Consider the following 21,880-nt stretch of genomic DNA (forward strand, 5'->3'; position numbering starts at 1 on the left):
GTCTCACGCGTCGGCGGCGGTCCCGGCGGGTGCCACCGGTGTGACCGGCGTCGCGGCGTCGGCGTCGGCGGCGTCGGCGTCAGCGTCGGCGTCGGCGTCGGCGTCGGCGTCGGCGTCGGCGTCGGCGTCGGCTCGCGCAGCCTGTCGGGCCAGCGCCGCGTCCAGGAAGCGTTCGACGAACGGCAACGCCACCACGATCGCACCGATGACGGCCGCGACGGGGACGATCACCGTCCAGCCGCGCAGGATCGAGTAGATGGTGGCGCCGAGGACGACCCACACCACGACCGTGAGCGGCCGCACCGGACCGGCGTCGGCGAGCAAGTTGATCGCGTCGACGGCCGCGGGCAGCCCTCGCCGTCCGAGCAGTGTCAGCATGACCCCGATGACGATGAACCCCATCGCCCGGACGGTGCCGACCCACGCGACGTCGCTTGCCGGATCCGCCAGCACACGCTGGATGAACACCACTGCCGCAAGGACCCCGACGGCGAACAGGGCGACGATCACGATGACGGTCAGGAGACGGACGGAGCGACGCACGAGGACTCAGCATAGGGACCCGTCGGGGGCGCCCGTCGCGGCGCCCCCGACGCACCAGCTCGACTCGCTAGGCGACGACCACCTGCGCGTTGACCAGGATGTCGTGCAGGTCGGGACGGAGCGCATCCTGCGAGGTCGTCCGGACCTTCACGATGAGCGCCGCTCCGGGCTTCGCGAAGGCGCGTGCGACCGTCGCCGACCAGGACCCGTCCGTGTTGTGCCCGGCGATCGACAGGAACTGCGCGGTGCCGCCGGTGATCGTCGGCAGCAGCTGCTCCTCGAGCCGGTCGGCCGGGAGCCCCGCAGCCGTGAACAGCTGCTCGGTGGCGGCACGGTCCCCGATCGTCGGGTCGAGGTCGGTGAGCCGCTGCTGCGTGATCGTCGCCACGGAGCCGTCGGCGTTCGTGTACTCCCGCGACCCGGTGGTCGGGTCCTCGCCGGTCTGCTCCCAGCCGTCGAGTGCCGAGACCTGGAGCCCGAAGGCGGGCAGCGTGCTCGCCGAGAGCGCGTCGCCGTCCTCGAACGTGAGGTCCTTCGTTGCCGAGTCGACGGTGGCCGGCGCGGTCGGCGTCTCCGTCGGTGCCTGGGTCGGCGCTTGCGTCGGTGTCGACGACTGCGTTGCCGCCCGCTCCGTCCCCGGTGCCGTGGTGCCGGTCCCGGCGCAGCCGGAGAGCGCGAGCACGACGATCACGGTCGCCGTCCCCGCGGTGGTGATCCTGGATGTGATGGACATGTGGTTCCCCCTCGGATCCCGCCGTGCGCCCCGTGCACCGGTGGGTCCGCCTGGAGCCTACGGGTCCCGGCGGCGGCGCGCCGCCCGGGTCACACGTCCGGGGTCTGTCCAGACGCGCCGAGCGATCTCCTGAGCACGACGAAGTGCAGCCCCGCGACGCGAGCGACGTGTGCCGGGAACGGTCGGGTCTCCCCCGTCGCGATGAACCCGCTTCGCTCGTACACGCGTCGCAGTCCCTCGTGCACGCTGAGCACCTCGAGCTCGACGGACTCGCACGCCAAGACTTCCTCGGCGTACGCGATCGCCGCGGTCTGGAGCCGCCGGGAGATGCCTCGGGACTGCCACGCCGGGTCCACAGCGAGCATCCCCAGGTGCGCGGTCGCCCGGTCGGAGGCCCGCAGGTGACAGGTCGCGACGATGGTGGCGTCGTGGACCGCGACGAGCACCACCGACCGCGGGGCACGGATCATCGCACGCACCTGGTCCGGGGTCGTCCGCTCCCCGGTCACCAGCTCGGCGTCGCTGACCCAACCCTGTTCGTTAGCGTACGCACGGACGACGACCGCAGCGACGGACGCCGCGTCCGTCTCGGACGCCGACCGGATCTCGAGCAGGGGTTCGTCTGTCACGACCGCATGCTCTCACGCAGCACACAGGCATCTCGCCGAGCTCTGCGCACGCTCATGCACTGGGCGGGCGTGGGCGTGCTCCGGGCGCGGGCGTGCTCTGGGCGCCTGCGTCGGGCCGGCTACGAGTTGTCGCCTGCGTTCCGAGCACGCTTCCGCGCCTGCGCACGGGCGTAGGACACCGAGCCGATCTGCACGGCGGCGAGGATGATCCAGAGGACCGCCATCTGCATGTGGAACCGGGACGGTTCGACGACGGCCAGGACGAGCCAGACCAGCGCGATGACCGCCCACACCCAGGCGAGCCACGGCAGGGGCTTGCCGGTCAGCCGTTCCAGCAGACTGCGTCGCTGCATCTCCGTCATGGCGCTGACGCTACCGGACGCCAGGGTGATCGCCGAGGACCGCCACCGTGATCCAATGACGCGTCGAACAGCCTCACGCCGGTGGGCGATCGCCCTGAGCGCTGTTGCACTCGTGACCTGCGTCGTAGCCCCTCCGGGGTGACGGCCACCCGCCACGCCTCGCCCGGCGGCTCGCTGCGACACTGCGGAGCAACTCAACGCTGGGCCGCAGGCCGCACGACGATCTCGTTCACGTCGACGTCGGGTCGCTCGGCCACCGCGTAGGAGACGGCGCGGGCGATCGCGTCGGCGGAGATCGACTCGGCACGGTAGACGACCATCGCGGCGGCGGCGGAGGCGTCGGTGATCGTTTCGGCGAGCTCGGACTCCGTGACTCCTGGTGACACGGTGGTGACACGGTGGTGACACGGATCCCGCGCGGTGACTCCTGGTGAAGCCCCTCGGTGATCGCCCGTGCTGCGACCTTCGTGCCGCAGTAGACAGCCGCCGTGGGCGAGACGTCGTAGGCGCAACTACTTCGGCAAGCTCGCGGACCTCGTCGAAGGCCACCTCGAAGCCGAATGGCTGTGGCCCCTCGGCGACTGACGGGTCGTTGGCCGGTCCCGGTGGAGGACCGGCCACGCACTGAATCCGAGTCTTCTCGGTGGGCCCTGCCGGGATCGAACCGACGACATCCACGGTGTAAACGTGGCGCTCTACCAGCTGAGCTAAAGGCCCTCACGACGATCCTAGAGCGTCACGGCAGTCGATGAAGTTTAGCCCCAGGCTTACTTTCGACGATATGAAGCTCTACGCTTAACCCATGCAGCCCGAGCCCGTGATCGCCGTGATCGTCGACCTGGTGGACTCCCGCACGCTCGAGGACCGCTCCGCAGCCCAGCAGGACGTCGAGCGCGCGTTCGACAGTACCGCGGACGTCACCGCACTCGACCCCCTCCGCGCCACGGTCGGCGACGAGTTCCAGGTCATCTACGCCACGCTCACCGACGCACTCCTGGCCACCACGGCCGCGACCCTCGCACTCCCCCCGACCGTGCAGATCCGCCTCGGCATCGGCCGCGGGCAGGTCCGGACGATCGGCACCGGCGGCGCGGGCCCGCTGCAGGACGGTCCGGGCTGGTGGTCGGCGCGGGACGCCATCAACGAGACCCACCGGCGCGAGGACGGCCGGACCGCGTTCCTGCGGTCCTGGTACCACGACGCCGACGACCGCCACGGAACGACGGAGCGACTCGTGAACGCCTACTTCCTCAGCCGCGACCACGTCGTCTCGCGACTCGCACCCCGCGCCCGCCGGATCGCACTCGGTCTGGTGCAGGGCCGGACGCAGGCGCAGATCGCCGCGGACGAGGGCATCACCCCGTCGGCGGTGTCCCAGTCCGTGCAGAAGTCGGGCGTCGCCGCCCTGGTCGAGGGCCTGCGAGTCCTCGGGGACGGGGGCCGCTGATGCTCGCCGGAGTCCTCCTGACCCTCGTCGGGCTCGCCGACGTCGTCCGCGCACGGACCGGGACCGACGCGGCACCTCGGCGCGTGCTGACCACCACGGTGATCGTCCTGCTCTGGGCCGCCGTGGCGACTGTGGCGGTGCTCGGCCTCGGCCTCGCCGTCTGGTCGGTGCTGGTCGCGGTCGTCCTCGCGGCCCTGTGGGTCGCGACGACGATCCCGGTGCGCTCCGGTGGCGCGCCCGGCGGTCGCGATCGAGCACTCCCCTGGCTCCGTCGCTCGGGGTCCTGGCCGGCCGTCCTGCTCGCGGTCGCCGTCGCCGTGCTGCTGCTCTGGGCACCGGCTGCCGACGCGTCCGGCTTCGTGGTCGACTGGCAGCGTGACGCCAGCCCGTCGTTCGTCGGAGCCGTGCCGCTCGCGGCGCTCGTCGCCGGCATCGGGTCCGCACTGTTCCTGGTCGACTCGGCCAACGTGGTCGTCGCCCAGGCGCTGCCAGCAGAACTCTCCCCGGATGCCCAGCGCACAACGGCGGCGGCAGCAGCCGGCCGACCGAAACGCTTCGGCCGACGACGCACCGGCAGGGCGTCGGACGAAGACGACGACCAACCCGGAGACCGCGCGGTCACCCTCAAGGGCGGCCGCATGATCGGCCCGATCGAGCGCCTGCTGCTCGCCGGGTTCTCGTTGGCCGGCGCCTTCCCCGTCGTGGCGGCGCTGATCGCCGCGAAGGGGATCGTCCGGTTCCCCGAGATCCGCCGCGAGACGACCGGGTACCAGGCCGAGTACTTCCTGATCGGCAGCCTGGTGAGCTGGGCGATGGCCTTCGCCGCCGCAGGCATGTGCTGGTTGCTGGCACTGGGCTGACGAACGCCCCCGGCCCCGATCACCGCAGGTACGCTCTCCCCCGTGAACGGTGTCGGAGTCGGTGTCCTCGACGAAGCCGGGCGGCTCCGCCTGCTCGGCGCCGGTGTGACGGGCGCGGCCTTCGCCGTCGTCCTGGTCATGCTGGTCCTGTCCTCGTGGACCGAGGCGACCACCACCGTCCTGGTCTCGGCCGGCATCCCGACCGCCGTGGCGGGTGCCGCGATCGCCGTCCTCCTGCAGCGCCGCGCCTGGCGTGCCGAGGGCGGCTACGAACGGTCGATCGTCGTCCGCGAGTGGATCGCCGACGGGCAGGTGCCCGCGGGTGTGCCGGCGGACCAGTGGATCCCGCTCGTCCAGGCGCAGGCCGACCGCGAGGGCGCCGGCTGGGGCAAGGTCGTCCTCGGCGTGCTGTGGATCGCGATGACCTGGTCGATGCGCGACCAGCACGGCACGCTCATCACGACGATGCTCATCCTGCTCTGGAGCGCGATGGCCCTGTGGGCAGCCGTCTGGGTCATCCCCCGCGCGCGGGCGGCGCGAGCGCTCCTGCGCCGCGGCGTCTCGACGATCGGCTGAACCCCGCCCGGCTGAACCCCGCCCGCGCACGTCTGACTACGCTCGGACCCATGCAGAGTCGCACCCTCGGCCGCACCGGCCGCTCCGTCTCCCCCATCGGTCTCGGCACCTGGCAGTTCGGCGGTGACTGGGGGCCCGTCTCCGAAGCCGACGCCAACGCCGTCATGGACGCCTCCGTCGAGTCGGGCGTCACCCTGTTCGACACCGCCGACGTCTACGGCGACGGCCGGAGCGAGCAGCTCATCGGCGCGTGGCGTGCCGCGAACCCCGACGTGCCGCTGACGATCACCACGAAGATGGGCCGTCGCGCCGACCAGGTCCCCGAGAACTACGTCGCCGCGAACTTCCGCGAGTGGGTGGACCGCTCGCGGAAGAACCTCGGGCAGGACACCCTCGACCTCGTGCAGCTGCACTGCCCGCCGACCCCGGTCTACGAGGACGACGCCGTCTACGACGCCCTCGACGCGCTGGTCGCCGACGGCTCGATCGCCGCCTACGGCGTCAGCGTCGAGACCGCCGACCAGGCCCTCACCGCGATCGCCCGGCCCGGCGTCGCGAGCGTCCAGATCATCCTCAACGCGTTCCGTCTCAAGCCGCTCGACCGCGTGCTGCCGGCCGCACTGGAGGCAGGGGTCGGCATCCTGGCGCGCGTCCCGTTGGCCTCGGGGCTGCTCTCGGGCAAGTACACGACCGACACGTCGTTCGCCGAGGGCGACCACCGCAACTACAACCGCCACGGCGAGGCCTTCGACCAGGGCGAGACCTTCAGCGGCGTCGACTACGACGACGGCGTGCGTGCCGCACAGACCTTCGCGGCGTCCCTGCCGGACGCCGTCTCGGTCCCGCAGGCGGCGCTCGCGTGGATCATCGCGCAGGACGGCGTCACCGCGGCGATCCCGGGCGCGCGCAACCCGGAGCAGGCGCGCTCGAACGCCGCGGCCGGCGACCTGCCGCCGATCGAGGGCCTCGACGCCACCGTGCACGACCTGTACGACACGTGGTTCCGCGCGAGCGTCCACGACCGCTGGTGAACCTGCGGAGCGTCGCGGTCGCGGTGGCCGCACTCCTGCTGCTGTCCGGGTGCGCCGCCCCCGGAGCGGTCACCGCCCGCGACGCTCCGCCCTGGCCACGGCCGTCCGACCTGACGGCCCGCGCCGAATCCGCCGGGCTCCGGAACGTCTGGGGCGAACGGCTGGCCGAGCACGTGCACACGCACCTGACGATCCTGGACGGCGACGAGCCGGTGACCGTCCCGGCGAACATCGGGCACTCCGACGAGCGGAAGTTCGCCGCGGAGATCCACACGCACGACACGTCGGGCATCGTGCACGTCGAGTCCCCGACGGAGCAGACGTTCACGCTCGGGCAGTTCTTCGACGAGTGGGGCGTCTCGCTCGGTCCGGAGCACGTCGGTGGTCTGCGCGGCGAACTGACGGTGTGGGTCGACGGGCACCGGCGGATCGGCAACCCGCGCTCGATCGAGCTGACGGACCTGCGCCAGATCGTCCTCGTCGTCACGACCGTCGGCGAGGTCCCGCACCTGCCGGCCCCCTTCGACTGGCCCCCGCAGTACGACTAGCGCCGGAACCGGCTCGGCTCAGGCCTCCTTCGCCGCGACCCACGACAGGTCGAGGTCCCACTGCGCGACCGACCCGGCCGGCAGCTGCCACACGTACTCGTTCTTGAGCTTCTTGCCGTCCTCGCGGAACGGCCCCGTCCGGTACGGGTAGAACGCGACCGTCGGCAGCGTGCCCGGCGGCGCCGTACGGATCGCGTTCGAGAAGTCCTTGTTCAACCGCCGCAGCTCGGCGATCACGTCGCCCCGGGCGGCGTCCGCGTCGAACCCGCCGGCACCCGAGGCGAGCTGGAACGCGATGTGCAGCTGCCGGTCACCGCGGTCGTCCTCGTAGCTGATCAGCCGGTGGTTCTCGACGGCCTCGAGCAGCTCCGGGTCGCCGTACACGACGTCTCGCACCACGTCGGGTGCGACGACGGCGCCGTTGTAGTCGACGGACAGGTCGGACCGGCCGTAGTGGAACAGCAGCGGCAGGTCGAGCTCGGCCTCGGCGGCGAGCGCCGCGTGCCCCGTCGCCCGCAGCACGGAGCGGAGTTCCTTCATCCGCACCACGTGTCCGCGGTCGTGGATGTTGTAGCGGATGCGTGGGCTGATGTTCTCGGAGCGGGCGATGGTGACGACGAGTTCGCCGAGGTCGTTCGTCTCGATCAGGTAACCGAACGGGTTGAACTGGAACACCATCGGCAGCACCCCGTACTCGCCCTGCTTGGTGAGGGCGGCGGAGAGTTCCGGTGAGGCGGCGATCGCCCGGCGCAGCTGCACGCTGAACGGCGTCTCGATGCCGAGGTTGATCTCGAGGTCGCTCGCCCCGTAGGAGCCGAGCACGGCCTGGGCGTACTGCTCGATGTGGGCGCGCATGTTCTCGCTGATGCCCTCGCCCCCGAACGCGGCGACGATCGTGTACTGGCTCCAGTCGAGCCGGTCATCCTCGAACAGGGCCTTCAGGAACGGTGGGTAGCTGCAGATGATGTAGGTGAAGTCGGTGCCGAACTCGCGCATCGTGTGCACGATCTTGTCGCGGTCCGGACCGATCGACTTGATCATGGACGACTCGGTGAGCGAGGCGGTCACGTTCATCCCGGTGGCCCAGGCCCCGAGCGAGAAGGCGTTGAGCACGAAGGGCTGCTTCGACAGGTCCTTCGCGGTGCGGGAGAACCCGAGCTGCAGCAGCTGTCGGGTGGCCTGGCGTTCGTCGGGGCCGCGCACCCAGCTGGTCGGGGTGCCGCTCGATCCGCTGGACTCGTCGACGACGACGCCGCGTCGGGGCAGGCGTCCGTCGATGCAGCGCTCGGGGATGCTCCAGCGCTTGACGTAGGAGTCCTTGTCCATCTCGGGGAGCGCCGAGATCGCTGCGGCGATCCCACCACGGGTGTCGAGCCTGGAGGCGCGTCCGGACTCCGCCAGGAACGTGCGGTACGCGGGGACCCGCTTCGCAGCCCGTTCCGCGGTCCGCCAGGCGCGCCAGCGTCCGAGGGTCCAGCGGAGCGGCTCGATGCCGGGCGTGAGCAGGAGCTTGTGGGTGCCGACGCGGGGCATGAACAGTGCGACGAAGGTCTCGACCACCCACACCACCGAGAACACCGCTGCGCGCTTCACCGGGCACCGCCGACGGTCATCGCTGCTGCGGGTCGGCGGTGTGCCAGGGGTGGTGGGTCGCTGTGTCCGAAGCGGAACAGCATCCAGGCCATCCGCCCGTCGGACTCGTCGACGCCCGCACGTTCCACGAACGCGGCGTGAGACCGCGGGTTGGTGATCACGGTGCCGAAGGGGTGCATGGCGATGCCGCGGGCGGAGAACTCCAGCCAGATGCGCATGAAGACCCGTCCGGCCTCGACGTACTCGGCCGGGGTGCTGAACGGTCCCTCGAGCCAGGCGAGCTGTCGGACGCCCCGCATGGTGGACAGGTACACCTTGCGGAAGACCCCGCCGATGCCCGGGGCCTGCCAGAGTCCGCGGTGCTCCATGGCGAACCGGAGCACCGGGCCGGGCATGAGCATCGTCTCGGCGGACAGCCCGTCGCCGGTGGCCGCTGCCTGTCGCTTCGAGAACCGCAGCCAGTGCAGGATCTCGTCGTGCACGGCGTCGTGCTGCAGGTCGTCGAACAGGGTCTCCTGGTTGACGCGCACGATCTCGTCGACCGTGGCCCGATCGTCGGTGGTGCGGAAGCGCTGCCCGGCCGCCGACGCGATGGCGGACGCGGCCTCGATCGCGGAGGCGTCAACGAGCGTTGCGTCGTAGGGCCTGCGTGAGGTGCGCCGTGCGAGGAAGCCGGCCAGGGCCTCCCGGTCGTCCGCGGTGACCACGTGCGGACGCAACGTCACCGTGCCCAGCCGGTGCAGGTGGTCGTCCGCGCCAGCGTCGAGCCGACCGAAGTCCATCTCGGCGTGGTCGAGCCGTTCCTGCACGGTGTACCCGTGCGCCCGTGCCACCACGTCGAGCCCGGCCAGGAACACCCCGGCGCAGACGTGCCCGAACGGGATGCCGAACGACTCCGCCGGCAACCCCCGTCGCAGGTCATAGAACACGGTCGCGGTGCGGTCGTCCTCGACGCGCACGACGATCGGTTGCGAGTTGTGCGGCGACGGGTAGTGCCGCGCGTCCTCGATGATGCCCGTCCACGGTGATGCCATCGTTCCCCCTCGGTGGTCCCTGGCGACGATCATACGAACCCCCTCGGCGCCCCATGCCCCTCGGGGAATGCGCTGTGGAGAACTCGTGCGTAGCCTGCTCCTCGTGATGACCATCCGCACCGGCACCGACCTCGCCGCGGTCGAGGACGTCGTCGACGCCGTGACGGCGCACGGCGAGCGGTACCTGGACCGGGTGTTCACCCTGCGGGAACGCACCGACACCGGCGACGACCCGGAGCGCCTCGCTGCCCGGTTCGCGGGCAAGGAGGCCGTCGTGAAGCTGCTCCGGCCGGCTCCGGACCAGGCGATCCCGCTGCGGGACGTCGCCGTCGTGCTCGACGCCGGCGGCGCCCCCACGGTCGAGCTGTCCGGGGCGGCCGCGGCCCTGGCGGAGTCGATCGGGTGCGGCCCGATCGCGGTCTCGTTGGCACACGAACGGGGGCTCGCGGTGGCGACGGCGGTGGCCCTCTCGGAGCGCTGACCCGGCGCTCCGGACAGGGGTGCGGTTTCCCGCACCGGCACGGCGGTTTCCCGAGGGCCGTTCCTCTTTACGGTTGCAGTCATGGAACAGGACCCGAACCCCTCCAGCACCACCGCGACGATCGCCGACCCGGCCACCGACCGGGCCGTCCGTCGCGCCCTCGCCGAGCACGGCAGGCTGACGGTCGACGCGTGGGACGTCGCGTCGATCGCCGACCTCTACGCCCTCGGCCTGACCTCGCACGCCACCGTCAACGTGATGCTCGCGGTGGAGTCGGACCTCGACGTCGAGTTCCCCGACTCCGTGCTGAACCGGTCCACCTTCGCGACCGTCGAGTCGATCGTCGCCGCGGCGGAGCTCGCCGCGGAGCTCGCCTCGTGACCCTGGTCCTGCCGGCACCGTCGGTCGTCGACCGCTTCGCCGAGCGTGCGAGCGCGGTGGCCGAGGTCGCCGCACAGTTCGCCGACGAGGTCGACCGCGACGCCCGACCCCCGCGCGAGGCCATCGCCGCGATGCGGGAGTACGGCCTGCTCGCGGCAGCGGTGCCGACCGAGCACGGTGGCGAGGGTGCCTCCGTGGCGGAGCTCTCCGCGATCGCGACCGAACTCGGCCGGGCCTGCGCCGCGACCGGCATGGTGTTCGCGATGCACCAGGGCCAGGTCATGGCGCTCTGGCGGCACGGCGGCGACGGCGCCGGCGTGCTCGAGACGATCGAGGCCGTCCGGGGTGGGGCACTCGTCGCGTCGGCCACCACCGAGCGCGGCGTCGGCGGCGACGCCCGGCGGTCCACCTGCTCCATCGAGCCGACCGACGACGGCCGGATCCGCCTGCGCAAGGACGCGCCGGTGATCTCGTACGCCACCGAGGCCGACGCGGTGTTCGTCACCGCCCGCCGCGACCCCGACGCCCCGGCGTCGGACCAGCGACTGCTCATCTGCCGCACCGACACGATGGTCCTGTCGCAGACGTCCACCTGGGACACCATGGGGCTCCGCGGCACGTGCAGCAACGGGTGGATCCTCGACACCGAGACGACGACCGACCGGGTGTTCCGCGACGACTACGCCGCGATCTCCGCCCAGACCGTCCTGCCGGTGTCGCACGTGCTCTGGGCCTCGGTCTGGCTCGGCATCGCGGTCTCGTCCGCCGAACGTGCCCGCAGCGCCGTCCGGAAGCAGGCCCGCGCCACCGTCGGGACGACCCCGCCCGGTGCCCTCCGGCTCGCCGAGCTCCTGGTCGACCTGCAGGCCCTTGCCGACTCGGTGCGCCACGCCGCCGAACGGTTCGACGCCGCCGCCGACGACCCGGACGTGCTGGCCTCGAGCGCGTACGCCCTCGCCGCGAACGCCCTGAAGATCGGTGCGTCCGAACGCGTCACCGACATCGTCACGAAGGCGCTGCGCATCGTCGGGATCGCGGGCTACGCCGCCTCGGGTCCGATGAGCATCGCCCGACACCTCCGAGACGCCCACGGGGCCGCCGTCATGGTGAGCAACGACCGTCTCCTCAAGAACGACGCCGACCTGGCCATCATGACGGGAGTGATCCTGTGACGATCACGGACACCACCACGCACACCACCGACACCACCACCGCGGACACCGCCGCCGACGCCGCCGCGCTCGACGCCGCCCGCGCAGCCCTCCGCGCCCGCCTGCTCACCGACGGCGTCCTCCTCGACCTCGGCACGCCCGGCCTCTACGGCCGCACCGGGGTCTTCGAGCGCGTGTACGCCGCGGTCGACGCCGCAGCGGTCCGCAGCCAGCAGCACCTCGGCGCCGAGGTCCTGCGCTTCCCGCCGGTCGAGCCGCTCGCGTCGTTCGAGCGCACCGACTACATCGCGTCGTTCCCGGACCTCGCCGCGTCGATCTCCGGGTTCACCGGCGACGACCGCACCCACCGCGCACTGCTCGCCGCCCGCGAGCGCGGTGAGCGCTGGGAGGGGTTCCTCGAGCCGGCCGACCTCATGCTCACCCCCGCGGTCTGCCACCCGGTCTACGGCCTGATCAGCGACACCGTGCCGCAGCAGGGCCGGTTCTTCGACGTCCTCGGCGACTCCTTCCGCCGCGAGCCCTCGCTCGACCCGATGCGCCTGCAGGCCTTCCACATGCACGAGTTCGTGCACGTCGGCGCCCCCGCGTCCGCAGCGGCCCACCGGGACGGCAGCATCCCGGTGATGCGCGCGCTGCTCGAGTCGTTCGGGCTCGAGATCGACGTCGTCCCCGCGAACGACCCCTTCTTCGGCCGCGTCGGGCAGATGCTCGCCCGCAACCAGGTCGAGCAGGCGCTCAAGTTCGAGTTCGTGACGAAGGTCTACGGTCCCGACCACGACGCGACCGCGATCAGCTCCGCGAACCTGCACGAGGACCACTTCGGCACCTCGTTCGGCCTCCGCACCGAGGACGGCCAGGTCGCGCACAGCGCCTGCATCGCGTTCGGCCTGGAACGCATCACCATCGCCCTGTTCGCCGCCCACGGCACGGACCTCGACGCCTGGCCGGCGTCCGCCCGCGCCGCCCTCGCCCTGTGACCACGCTGCACGGCTGGTCCGGATCGCCGGCGATCCGCGCCGCGGTCCAGCTCCCCGCCGCCGCGCGCGCCGGCGTCGTCATCTGCCCGCCGCTCGGGCAGGAGGGCGTCATCGCGTACCGCACGCTCCGTCTGCTGGCCGACCGCCTGGAGGCCCGTGGCATCGCCTCGGTGCGCTACGACCCGTCCGGACGTGGTGACGGCGCACCCGACACCGCGCCCGACGCGCAGGTCCGGTCCGCACGCCACGCCGCCGCCGTGCTCCGCACGACGGGGGTGCAGCACGTCGCCTTCGTCGGGCTGGCCTCGGCGGCCCTCGTCGCGGCGAACGCCGCCGCGGACACCGACGGCCTCGTCGTCTGGGACGCCCCGGCATCGGGCAAGGGGTGGCTCCGTCGGCAGCGCGCCCTCGCGACCATCACGATCGGCGCCGACCGCGTGGTCGACGGCGTCGAGAGCCTGATCGGGTTCGACGTCGAGCCCGACGAGGCCGCCGCACTCGCGGACCTCGCCTTCGCCCCGCGCACCGGCCCCACCGTCGCCCTCGTCCGTCCGGGTGCCCGGCCGCCGAAGCCCCTCGGTGGCGTCGAGGTGACCGAGGTCACCGGCAGCGCCGAGCTCCTCGACGGCACGAGCATCCACGCCCGCATCCCCGGAGCCGCCGTGGACACCGTCGTCGCCTGGCTCGACACCTGGGCCCCCGGGTCAGCGGTACCCGTCCGCACGCCCGTCCTCGACGAGGTCCTCGACGTCGACGGCCGCGTGTCGGAGCGGATCGTCCACCTCGGCGATCAGGGCCTGTTCGGGATCGAGACCGTCTCGTCCGCCCAGCACCACGACGCACCCGTCGTCGTGCTCCACAGCGGCGGCGCCGAGCACCGGGTGGGTGCCACGGACTACCAGGTCGAACTCGCCCGCGCCCTCGCCCGCGACGGCGCCCGGGTCGTCCGGGTCGACCGCCGTGCCACCGGCGAGAGCACCGGCGTGCACGAGGACGAGCGGAGCTTCCTGTTCGCGCAGGAGTGGGTCGAGGACCAGTCCGCCGTCGTCACCGCACTCGCCACACCCTCGGACCGGCTCGTGCTCGTCGGCATGTGCGCCGGCGCCTGGGTCGCGGGCCGCGCCGTCGAGGAGGCCCCGCGCCTGGTCGTCGAGATCAGCCCGAACGACTACCGTCGCGTCCCGGCCGAGCCCGGCTCGTACGCCGACGGGGTCCGGGCGATCGACGCCCCGTCGCCCGCCCGGATGTGGGTGCGCGAGCGGTACAACCGCTTCGTGCCGAAGGCCGTCCGCGACCGCATCGCCCGTCGCGACCGGATGGGCGGGGTCGTCGGCCACGTCCGCCCGCTCGTCGAGCACGGCACCGACGTCGTCGTGATCGTCGCTCCCGAGGACGCAGCCCTGTTCGACCGACTCGGTGGGCAGAAGGCCGTCCGGCGCTGGCCCGGTGACGACCGTCGCGGCTCGGTGTCCGTCGTCCGCGTCGAGGACGGCGACCACGCGCTGTTCTCCCCGACGATGCGCGAGGCCGTCGTCGCCGAGGTGCGGTCCCGCGTCGCGGCGACGTTCCCCGTCCACACCTGACGCTCCCGCCCAGGCGGACGGTCCGTGCGGGTGCATGTTCCGACGATCCACGTGTCGAACGACTCGTGGGGTGTCGCCCGATGCACGCGCATCCACTTCGGGTCAGACGAGGGCGAGTGTCCTGGCGACAGCGTCGGGACGCTCGACGTGGGCGAAGTGCCCGCAGTCGTCGAGCAGCACCGTCCGGACCTGCGGCACGAGCGCCCGCATCGCCTCGAGGTCCGAGACGCGGGCGAACACGTCGTCGTGGCCGGCGATCGCCGTCACCGGGCAGGACACCGACCGCCAGCGCCCGAGGTCGTAGTCGCCTGCCGCCTGCGCCGCGTCGGTGAACCGCGTCGGCCGGAGCTCCTCGACGAAGGCGTCCAGGACACTGGCGTCGAGCCGACGCACGTGCGTGAACACCGGCGCGGCGACGAGCGGCAGCAGCCCCACCCGCGCAAGTCCTCGGAGCATCGGCCGAGCCGCCTCACCGGTGGCGGTGAGTCCTGCGCGCAGGAGCGTGAACGCCGGCAGCGTCCGGAGTCCTCGCAGCGGATGCCGGGCGGCGTCGGCGGTCGCGACCGTGGTGCCGGACACCAGGGCGAGCGACCGTACCCGCTCGGGCGCCACGACGGCGAGGTGCATGCCGACGAACGCCCCCATCGAGTGCCCGACGACGTCGACGTGGTCCACCTCGAGTGTGTCGAGGACGGTGGTCAGCGCCCTGGCGACGACGTCGAGGTCGAGCGGTCCGTCCGGCGCCGGCGACGATCCCCACCCGGGTAGGTCCACCAGGACGAGCCCGCGGCCGCCGACGCCGTCCGCGGCGCGCAGCAACGGGGTCCACGTCGACCAGGAGCCGGCGACGCCGTGGAGCAGCAGGAGCGGGTCGTCCCCCGGCCGGTGGTGCACCACCACGGGGCCGGACGGCGTCGGGACCTCGAGGCGCTGGAGGTCCCACATGGCGGGCGTGGCTGAAACCGGGAAGGGCGCGTAGGGCCCTGCGGTGACCCCGTGACCACGTGGGTCGGTGTCGATGGCGTGCACCGGGCCTCCTGTCCGACCGTCGACGCGGACGCGTCGTTCAGGAGGGATTCGGAACGCTAGCCGACGGGGACGGGTGCCGAGCAGGCGGCGAGCCGGTCGAGGGCCGCCTTGTACTCGGCGACGTCGCGCTGCAGGCCGGGCTCGGTGATGATCGAGGCCTTGATGCGGCCCTGCACGTCGATGACGAAGGTCGCGCGGGTGGCGAAGCCCTTGTTCTCGAGGAACACGCCGTACTCCTTCGAGACCGCGCCGTGCGGCCAGAAGTCGGCGAGCAGCTCGAAGTCGTAGCCGTTCGTCTCGGCGAACGAGCGGAGCGTCGCCTTCGAGTCGACCGAGATGCCGAGCAGCTCGATGCGCTGGTCCTGGAACATCGTGATGTTGTCCTGCAGGGTGCAGAGCTCGTTCGTGCACCCGGACGAGAACGCCAGCGGGAAGAAGACGAGTGCGACCGGGCGGTTGCCACGGAAGTCGCTGAGTCGGACGTGCTCACCGAACTGGTTCGGGAGCTCGAAGTCCGGCGCGAGTGAGCCGATCTCCAGTGCCATCGCTACGTGTGCTTCTTCCTCGGGCGTGGGGTGTGCCCGTCGGGTCCGTGCGCCGCGGATCGCGTGTGCACGATCGGCCATGCTACGCCGACGACACGCGAATGCAAGCACCCGTCCACCTGCACGTCACCATCAGCATCAGCGTCGGTCCTGGGGCCTAGAGTGGACGGGGCCCCAGCCGGTCGCGACCCGACCACCGGAGCCACCATGTCCACCACCACGAGAACGAACGAGGTCAAGGGTGACGGTGAACGACCAGGACCCGTACAGCGCCGGGGCGAACGACCAGGATCCGCAGGAGACCGCCGAATGGCGTGAGTCCCTCGACGGGCTGGTCCAGACCCACGGACACCAGCGCGGTCGCGAGATCATGCTGAGCCTGCTCAAGCGGTCCAAGGAACTGCACCTCGGTGTGCCGATGGTCCCGACGACGGACTACGTGAACACCATCGCGCCGGAGAACGAGCCGGAGTTCCCCGGCGACGAAGAGCTGGAGCGCCGGTACCGCCGCTGGATCCGCTGGAACGCGGCCATCACGGTGCACCGCGCACAGCGTCCCGGCATCGGGGTCGGCGGCCACATCTCGACGTACGCGTCGAGCGCCGCGATGTACGAGGTCGGCTACAACCACTTCTTCCGCGCGCAGGACCACCCCTCCGGTGGCGACCAGGTCTTCTTCCAGGGCCACGCCTCCCCCGGCATGTACGCCCGCGCGTACATGGAAGGGCGCCTCTCCGAGGACCAGCTCGACGGGTTCCGGCAGGAGAAGTCGCACGCCGGCGGCGGCCTGTCGTCGTACCCACACCCGCGCCTCATGCCGCACTTCTGGCAGTTCCCGACCGTGTCGATGGGCATCGGCCCGATCAACGCGATCTACCAGGCGCAGCAGGCCAAGTACCTGTCGAACCGCGGCATCAAGGACGCCATGGACCAGCAGGTCTGGGCGTTCCTGGGCGACGGCGAGATGGACGAGGTCGAGTCCCGCGGGCAGCTCCAGGTCGCCGCGAACGACGGCCTCGACAACCTGAACTTCGTCATCAACTGCAACCTGCAGCGACTCGACGGTCCGGTCCGTGGCAACGGCAAGATCATCCAGGAGCTCGAGGCGTTCTTCCGCGGTGCGGGCTGGAACGTCATCAAGGTCGTCTGGGGCCGCGAGTGGGACGACCTGCTCGCCCGTGACACCGAGGGCGCGCTCCTCAACCTGATGAACCAGACGCCGGACGGCGACTACCAGACGTACAAGGCCGAGAACGGCGCCTACGTGCGCGAGAACTTCTTCGGGCGCGACCCGAAGGCGCTCGAGCTCGTCAAGGACTACACCGACGACCAGATCTGGAACCTCAAGCGCGGTGGCCACGACTACCGCAAGGTCTACGCCGCGTTCAAGGCCGCGACCGAGCACAAGGGCCAGCCGACCGTCATCCTGGCGAAGACGGTCAAGGGCTACGGCCTCGGCCCGAGCTTCGAGGGGCGCAACGCGACCCACCAGATGAAGAAGCTCACGCTCGACAACCTCAAGCAGTTCCGCGACGAGATGCGCATCCCGATCTCCGACGCGCAGCTGGAAGAGAACCCGTACACGCCGCCGTACTACCACCCGGGCAACGACGACGAGGCGATCCAGTACATGCACGAGCGTCGTCGCGCGCTCGGTGGCTACGTGCCGGAACGTCGCACGAAGTACACGCAGTTCACGCTGCCGGACGACTCGAAGTACCAGGTCGTCAAGAAGGGCTCCGGCAAGCAGGAGGTCGCCACCACCATGGCGTTCGCACGCCTGCTGAAGGACCTGCTGCGCTCGCCCGACTTCGGCGACCGCGTGGTCCCGATCATCCCGGACGAAGCACGCACGTTCGGCATGGACGCCTACTTCCCGTCGGCGAAGATCTACAACCCGAACGGCCAGCACTACACGTCGGTCGACCGCGAACTCCTCTTGGCCTACAAGGAAAGCCCGCAGGGCCAGATCATCCACGTCGGCATCAACGAGGCGGGCGCCCTCGCGGCCTTCACCGCGGTCGGTACCTCGTACTCGACGCAGGGCGAGCCGCTCATCCCGGTCTACGTCTTCTACTCGATGTTCGGGTTCCAGCGCACCGGCGACGCCATCTGGGCCGCCGGCGACCAGATGACCCGTGGCTTCATGATCGGCGCGACCGCCGGCCGCACCACGCTGACGGGCGAGGGCCTGCAGCACGCGGACGGTCACTCGCCGCTCCTCGCCACGACGAACCCGGCCGTCGTCTCGTACGACCCGGCGTACGGCTACGAGATCGGCCACATCGTCAAGGCCGGCCTCGACCGCATGTACGGCACGAACGAGGACGGCTCGCCGAAGCACGCCGACCCGAACGTCATGTACTACCTGACGGTCTACAACGAGCCGCTGGTGCAGCCGGCCGAGCCCGAGGGCGTCGACGTCGAGGGCATCCTCAAGGGGATGTACCTGCTCAAGGCGAGCGAGCACGACGGCCCGAAGGCCCAGCTGCTCGCGTCCGGTGTCGCCGTGCCGTGGATCCTCGAGGCGCAGCAGCTCCTCGCCGAGGACTGGGGCGTGTCGGCCGACGTGTGGAGCGTCACGAGCTGGGGTGAGCTGTACCGCGACGGTGTGGCCGCCGAGCAGCAGGCGTTCCTCAACCCGAACGAGCCGGCCCGCACGCCGTTCGTCACCGAGCGTCTGCTCGGCACCGAGGGCCCGGTCGTCGCCGTGAGCGACTTCATGCACCTGGTGCAGGAGCAGATCCGCCCGTTCGTGCCGACCGACTACGCCACGCTCGGCGCCGACGGCTTCGGTTTCTCGGACACCCGTCCGGCCGCTCGCCGCTTCTTCCACATCGACGGCCCCTCGGTCGTCGTGCGGACGCTGCAGCAGCTCGCCCGCCAGGGCAAGGTCGACGGCGCGCTCGTCCAGCAGGCGATCGACAAGTACCGCCTGCACGACGTGACCGCCGGCACCACCGGCAGCGCGGGCGGCGAGAGCTGATCAACCCGTGACGACGGTCCGCCCGGACCACGAGAGCCAGGAGAGTGCGCGCGAGCGTGCGCTCTCCTGGCTCCGTCAGGTGTCCGGAGAACTCTCCACCGCCACGATCAAGCGGCTCGAGGACACGCTCCCCTGGTACAGCGAGATGCCCCCGGGGCGCCGCTCCGCCGTGGGCCTCGTCGCCCAGGCGGGCATCACCTCGTTCATCAGCTGGCTCGAGGGCACCGCGTCGACGCCGTGGATCGCTGCGGCCGACGTCTTCGGGTCCGCCCCGCGGGAACTCCTGCGCTCGGTGAGCCTGCAGCAGACCCTGCAGCTCATCCGCGTCGTGGTGACCGTGGTCGAGGAACGCGCCGCCGACGACGAGATGCTGCAGGAGGCGATCCTCAAGTACTCCCGCGACATCGCGTTCGCCGCAGCCGACGTCTACGCCCGCGCGGCCGAGGCCCGCGGCCTGTGGGACGCCCGGCTCGAAGCGCTCGTGGTCGACTCGATCCTCTCCGGCGAGTACGACGACGAACTGCCCTCCCGCATCGCCGCCCTCGGGTGGCACGGCCACGGCGAGGTCGCGGTGCTCGTCGGCACCGCACCGAAGCAGCTCGAGGTCGACCAGGTCCGCCGCACCGCACGGCACATGGACGCCGACGTGCTCGTCGGGGTCCAGGGATCGCGGCTCGTCGTGGTGATCGGCCGCGCCACCCCGCGCGACGACGTCCCCGAGGGCGAGGAGCCTGTCTCCTTCACGACCATCGCGCAGGCCCTCGAACCGCTGTTCGGCGAGGGGCACCTGGTGCTCGGCAACGAGGTCCCCGGGGTCGTCGACGCCTCGACCAGCGCGAAGGCCGCCCTCGCCGGGTTCGCCGTCGCGCGTGCCTGGCGCGGCGTGCCCCGCCCGGCCCTGGCCGACGACCTGCTGCCCGAACGTGCCCTGGCCGGCGACCCGCTCGCCCGGTCGGCCCTGGTGCAGCGCATCTACGTCCCGCTCAAGGACCAGTCCACCGAGCTCCTGCAGACGCTGTGGTGCTACCTGGACACCGGCCGCTCGCTCGAGGCCACGGCGCGTGAGCTCTTCGTGCACCCGAACACCGTGCGCTACCGCCTACGCCGGGTCGCCGACATCATCGGGTGGGACGCCACGCACGCCCGGGACGCCCTGATCGTGCAGTCGGCGCTCATCCTCGGCGCGATGTCCGAGTCCGCGACCGGCCGTCGCCGCATCACGCCCCGACGCTAGAGCGCTCCGGACGGTCGAGCGCTCCGGACGGTAGAGAACCGACAATGTCCCGCGGGGATTCGTGTGGGAAGTCCACACGGGCCCCGCGGGACGAGAACGCGAGGATTGTCCGGTGATCGTCGTCGTCGCGCCCGGACAGGGCTCCCAGACCCCCGGCTTCCTCGCCCCCTGGCTCGAGGACGCCACCGTTCGTGAACGAGTCGGGCAGTGGTCGGAGTCGATCGGCGTCGACCTCGCCGAACACGGCACGAACTCCGACGCGGACACCATCAAGGACACCGCGCTCGCACAGCCCCTCATCGTGGCCGCCGGCCTGGTGACCGCCGATGCACTGCTCGCCGAGGGCCGTCGTGCCCTGGTGGGCGGGGTCGCCGGACACTCGGTGGGCGAGTTCACCGCCGCCGCGGTCGCCGGGATCCTCGAGCCGACCGATGCCGTCGCCCTGGTCGCCGAGCGCGGCCGGGCCATGGCCGACGCCGCAGCGCTCGAGCCGACCTCGATGGCCGCCGTCCTCGGCGGCGACGCCGACGCGGTCGCCGCAGCCCTCGCCGAGCACGGCCTGGTGCCCGCGAACCACAACGGTGGCGGCCAGACCGTCGTCGCCGGTGCCGCAGACGCCATCGCGACCCTCGCCGCCGACCCGCCCGCCAAGGCCCGGGTGATCCCGCTCGCCGTGGCCGGTGCGTTCCACACCCGCTACATGGCCCCCGCCGTCGAGCGGGTCGCCCCGGTCGCGGCCGCCGCCACCGTGCAGGACCCGACCCTGCCGATCTGGACCAACGCCGACGGCTCCCGCGTCGACGACGGGCGCCGCTTCGTCGACCTCATGGTCCAGCAGATCGCGAACCCCGTGCACTGGGACGCGGTCATGGAGTCCTTCTCCACCGCAGGCGTGACCGGCATCATCGAGCTCGCACCCGCCGGTGCCCTCGTCGGCCTGGCGAAGCGCGGCCTCCGCGGCACGCCGACCGTCGCCATCAAGACCCCCGACGACCTGCCTGCAGCGATCGACCTGCTGCAGCGCGCGGGCCAGGAAGCAGACGCAACCGCATGACCGACCCGACCACCCCGACGGACGCCCCCACGGGCCTCCCGACCGGATCCGCGCGCCCGCTGCTCCAGCAGCGCCGCGGCCACGAGTTCACCCGGATCCTGGCGTTCGGCGCCGCCCGCGGCGAGAACGTCGTGCCGAACGACGACCTCGTCGGCCCGATCGACTCGTCCGACGAGTGGATCCGTCAGCGCACCGGCATCATCACCCGCAAGCGCGCGGGCAAGGACGTCGAGGCCGTCGACCTCGCCGAGGCAGCCGCACGCGAGGCCATCGAGAAGGCCGGCATCGAGCCGTCCCAGATCGGCGTCGTGCTCGTGAGCACCGTCACGCACACCGTGGCGACCCCGTCGATGGCGTCGCTGCTCGCCGAGCGCATCGGCGCCACCCCGGCCGCCGCGTACGACATCAGTGCCGCCTGTGCCGGGTACGCCTACGGCATCGCCCAGGCCGACTCGTTCATCAAGTCCGGGCTCGCCGACCACGTGCTGGTCGTCGGGGCAGAGAAGCTCAGCGACGTCGTCGACCCGACCGACCGCTCGATCTCGTTCCTGCTCGGGGACGGTGCCGGCGCCGCCGTGATCGGCCCGAGCGACTTCCCGGGCATCGCCCCCACCATCTGGGGTTCCGACGGCTCGAAGTGGGACGCCATCGGCATGACCGCGACCTACAACGAGTGGGAGGCCGGGGCACCGCGTCCGACCATGCGCCAGGCCGGGCAGACGGTGTTCCGCTGGGCCGTCTGGGAGATGGTCAAGGTCGCCCGCCAGGCACTCGAGACCGCCGGCGTCCGCCCCGAGGACCTGGCCGCCTTCGTGCCGCACCAGGCGAACATCCGCATCATCGACGAGTTCGCCAAGCAGCTCGGCCTGCCCGAGACGGTGACGATCGCCCGCGACATCACCACCACCGGCAACACCTCCGCCGCGAGCATCCCGCTCGCCACGCACCGCCTGCTCGAGGAGCACCCGGACCTGTCGGGCGGCCTCGCCCTGCAGATCGGCTTCGGCGCCGGACTCGTGTTCGGTGCCCAGGTGGTCGTCCTCCCCTGAGCCCCGTCCGGTCGCGCAACCGCGCGCCCGGTC

Annotated in this window: 23 protein-coding genes and 1 tRNA gene; 14 read left to right on the top strand and 10 right to left on the bottom strand. The window is 71.8% G+C overall.

Going from position 1 to position 21,880, the window contains the following annotated elements; genetic code table 11:
• Positions 1-3: 3 nt before the first annotated feature.
• From DEJ04_RS18410 to DEJ04_RS09700, 6 genes are all read right to left on the bottom strand, one after another.
• Complete coding sequence (locus tag DEJ04_RS18410) at positions 4-543, bottom strand: hypothetical protein (RefSeq protein WP_181437786.1); 540 nt, start codon at positions 541-543, stop codon at positions 4-6.
• Positions 544-610: 67 nt separating this feature from the next.
• Positions 611-1,276 (bottom strand): hypothetical protein, encoded by a 666-nt coding sequence (locus DEJ04_RS09680; protein ID WP_111046945.1) that lies wholly within the window; start codon positions 1,274-1,276, stop codon positions 611-613.
• Between the two features lie 89 nt (positions 1,277-1,365).
• Positions 1,366-1,905: a GNAT family N-acetyltransferase gene (locus DEJ04_RS09685; protein ID WP_111046946.1), complete on the bottom strand. Its 540-nt coding sequence runs from the start codon at positions 1,903-1,905 to the stop codon at positions 1,366-1,368.
• Positions 1,906-2,024: 119 nt separating this feature from the next.
• Positions 2,025-2,267 (bottom strand): hypothetical protein, encoded by a 243-nt coding sequence (locus tag DEJ04_RS09690; RefSeq protein WP_111046947.1) that lies wholly within the window; start codon positions 2,265-2,267, stop codon positions 2,025-2,027.
• Positions 2,268-2,461: 194 nt separating this feature from the next.
• Positions 2,462-2,653 carry a hypothetical protein gene (locus DEJ04_RS18610; RefSeq protein WP_220035561.1) on the bottom strand — a complete coding sequence of 64 codons (192 nt, stop codon included), beginning with the start codon at positions 2,651-2,653 and terminating at the stop codon, positions 2,462-2,464.
• Between the two features lie 258 nt (positions 2,654-2,911).
• Positions 2,912-2,984: transfer RNA gene (locus DEJ04_RS09700), tRNA-Val, on the bottom strand.
• An 85-nt stretch (positions 2,985-3,069) separates the two neighbouring features.
• Here DEJ04_RS09700 and DEJ04_RS09705 point away from each other — a divergent pair.
• Genes DEJ04_RS09705 through DEJ04_RS09725 form a run of 5 tightly spaced genes read left to right on the top strand, consistent with a single transcriptional unit; the run spans position 3,070 to position 6,729 of the window.
• Complete coding sequence (locus DEJ04_RS09705; RefSeq protein ID WP_111046948.1) at positions 3,070-3,714, top strand: SatD family protein; 645 nt, start codon at positions 3,070-3,072, stop codon at positions 3,712-3,714.
• Positions 3,714-4,574 carry a hypothetical protein gene (locus tag DEJ04_RS09710; RefSeq protein ID WP_111046949.1) on the top strand — a complete coding sequence of 287 codons (861 nt, stop codon included), beginning with the start codon at positions 3,714-3,716 and terminating at the stop codon, positions 4,572-4,574. Before DEJ04_RS09705 ends, DEJ04_RS09710 begins: the two co-directional genes overlap by 1 nt.
• Positions 4,575-4,616: 42 nt before the next feature.
• Complete coding sequence (locus tag DEJ04_RS09715) at positions 4,617-5,150, top strand: hypothetical protein (protein ID WP_111046950.1); 534 nt, start codon at positions 4,617-4,619, stop codon at positions 5,148-5,150.
• 50 nt (positions 5,151-5,200) lie between these two features.
• Entirely contained in the window at positions 5,201-6,181 is a 981-nt protein-coding gene (locus DEJ04_RS09720) for an aldo/keto reductase (protein WP_111046951.1), read from the top strand.
• The gene (locus DEJ04_RS09725) at positions 6,178-6,729 is read left to right on the top strand and encodes a hypothetical protein (RefSeq protein ID WP_111046952.1); all 552 of its coding nucleotides are present in this window, start codon (positions 6,178-6,180) and stop codon (positions 6,727-6,729) included. Before DEJ04_RS09720 ends, DEJ04_RS09725 begins: the two co-directional genes overlap by 4 nt.
• 18 nt (positions 6,730-6,747) lie before the next feature.
• Here DEJ04_RS09725 and DEJ04_RS09730 read toward each other — a convergent pair whose 3' ends face one another.
• Positions 6,748-8,322 carry a CoF synthetase gene (locus tag DEJ04_RS09730; protein WP_258371344.1) on the bottom strand — a complete coding sequence of 525 codons (1,575 nt, stop codon included), beginning with the start codon at positions 8,320-8,322 and terminating at the stop codon, positions 6,748-6,750.
• Positions 8,319-9,356 (bottom strand): hypothetical protein, encoded by a 1,038-nt coding sequence (locus tag DEJ04_RS09735; RefSeq protein WP_111046953.1) that lies wholly within the window; start codon positions 9,354-9,356, stop codon positions 8,319-8,321. Before DEJ04_RS09735 ends, DEJ04_RS09730 begins: the two co-directional genes overlap by 4 nt.
• Before the next feature lie 106 nt (positions 9,357-9,462).
• On the opposite strand from DEJ04_RS09735, the gene DEJ04_RS09740 reads away from it, so the two are divergent.
• The 5 genes from DEJ04_RS09740 (at position 9,463) to DEJ04_RS09760 (ending at position 13,950) form a co-directional block, all read left to right on the top strand.
• Complete coding sequence (locus DEJ04_RS09740; protein WP_171907809.1) at positions 9,463-9,837, top strand: holo-ACP synthase; 375 nt, start codon at positions 9,463-9,465, stop codon at positions 9,835-9,837.
• 81 nt (positions 9,838-9,918) lie between these two features.
• On the top strand, positions 9,919-10,218 hold the full coding sequence (locus tag DEJ04_RS09745; RefSeq protein WP_111033509.1) for an acyl carrier protein: 300 nt from the start codon (positions 9,919-9,921) through the stop codon (positions 10,216-10,218).
• Positions 10,215-11,390 carry an acyl-CoA dehydrogenase family protein gene (locus DEJ04_RS09750; RefSeq protein WP_111046954.1) on the top strand — a complete coding sequence of 392 codons (1,176 nt, stop codon included), beginning with the start codon at positions 10,215-10,217 and terminating at the stop codon, positions 11,388-11,390. The genes DEJ04_RS09745 and DEJ04_RS09750 overlap by 4 nt, the downstream gene beginning before the upstream one ends.
• The gene (locus DEJ04_RS09755; RefSeq protein ID WP_220035562.1) at positions 11,387-12,367 is read left to right on the top strand and encodes an amino acid--[acyl-carrier-protein] ligase; all 981 of its coding nucleotides are present in this window, start codon (positions 11,387-11,389) and stop codon (positions 12,365-12,367) included. Before DEJ04_RS09750 ends, DEJ04_RS09755 begins: the two co-directional genes overlap by 4 nt.
• On the top strand, positions 12,364-13,950 hold the full coding sequence (locus DEJ04_RS09760; protein WP_146248688.1) for an alpha/beta fold hydrolase: 1,587 nt from the start codon (positions 12,364-12,366) through the stop codon (positions 13,948-13,950). Before DEJ04_RS09755 ends, DEJ04_RS09760 begins: the two co-directional genes overlap by 4 nt.
• Before the next feature lie 102 nt (positions 13,951-14,052).
• Here the strand turns inward: DEJ04_RS09760 and DEJ04_RS09765 are convergent, their stop codons facing one another.
• Positions 14,053-14,979, bottom strand: a complete 927-nt coding sequence (locus tag DEJ04_RS09765) for an alpha/beta fold hydrolase (protein WP_146248689.1) — start codon at positions 14,977-14,979, stop codon at positions 14,053-14,055.
• Positions 14,980-15,035: 56 nt separating this feature from the next.
• A complete protein-coding gene (locus DEJ04_RS09770) occupies positions 15,036-15,524 on the bottom strand; it encodes a peroxiredoxin (protein ID WP_071248033.1) in 489 nt (162 codons plus the stop codon).
• Between the two features lie 241 nt (positions 15,525-15,765).
• Between DEJ04_RS09770 and aceE the strand changes: the two genes are divergently transcribed.
• The 4 genes from aceE to DEJ04_RS09790 all read left to right on the top strand — a co-directional run bounded on the left by aceE (position 15,766) and on the right by DEJ04_RS09790 (position 21,847).
• The gene (gene aceE, locus DEJ04_RS09775) at positions 15,766-18,510 is read left to right on the top strand and encodes a pyruvate dehydrogenase (acetyl-transferring), homodimeric type (RefSeq protein WP_071405343.1); all 2,745 of its coding nucleotides are present in this window, start codon (positions 15,766-15,768) and stop codon (positions 18,508-18,510) included.
• A gap of 7 nt (positions 18,511-18,517) precedes the next feature.
• Positions 18,518-19,744, top strand: a complete 1,227-nt coding sequence (locus DEJ04_RS09780; protein ID WP_027465341.1) for a CdaR family transcriptional regulator — start codon at positions 18,518-18,520, stop codon at positions 19,742-19,744.
• A gap of 112 nt (positions 19,745-19,856) precedes the next feature.
• Entirely contained in the window at positions 19,857-20,798 is a 942-nt protein-coding gene (locus DEJ04_RS09785) for an ACP S-malonyltransferase (protein WP_111046957.1), read from the top strand.
• Positions 20,795-21,847 carry a beta-ketoacyl-ACP synthase III gene (locus tag DEJ04_RS09790; protein WP_071405345.1) on the top strand — a complete coding sequence of 351 codons (1,053 nt, stop codon included), beginning with the start codon at positions 20,795-20,797 and terminating at the stop codon, positions 21,845-21,847. Before DEJ04_RS09785 ends, DEJ04_RS09790 begins: the two co-directional genes overlap by 4 nt.
• Positions 21,848-21,880: the final 33 nt, after the last annotated feature.

The sequence above is a fragment of the Curtobacterium sp. MCLR17_044 genome (genome assembly GCF_003234435.1).
GTDB classification, from domain to species: Bacteria; Actinomycetota; Actinomycetes; order Actinomycetales; family Microbacteriaceae; genus Curtobacterium; species Curtobacterium flaccumfaciens.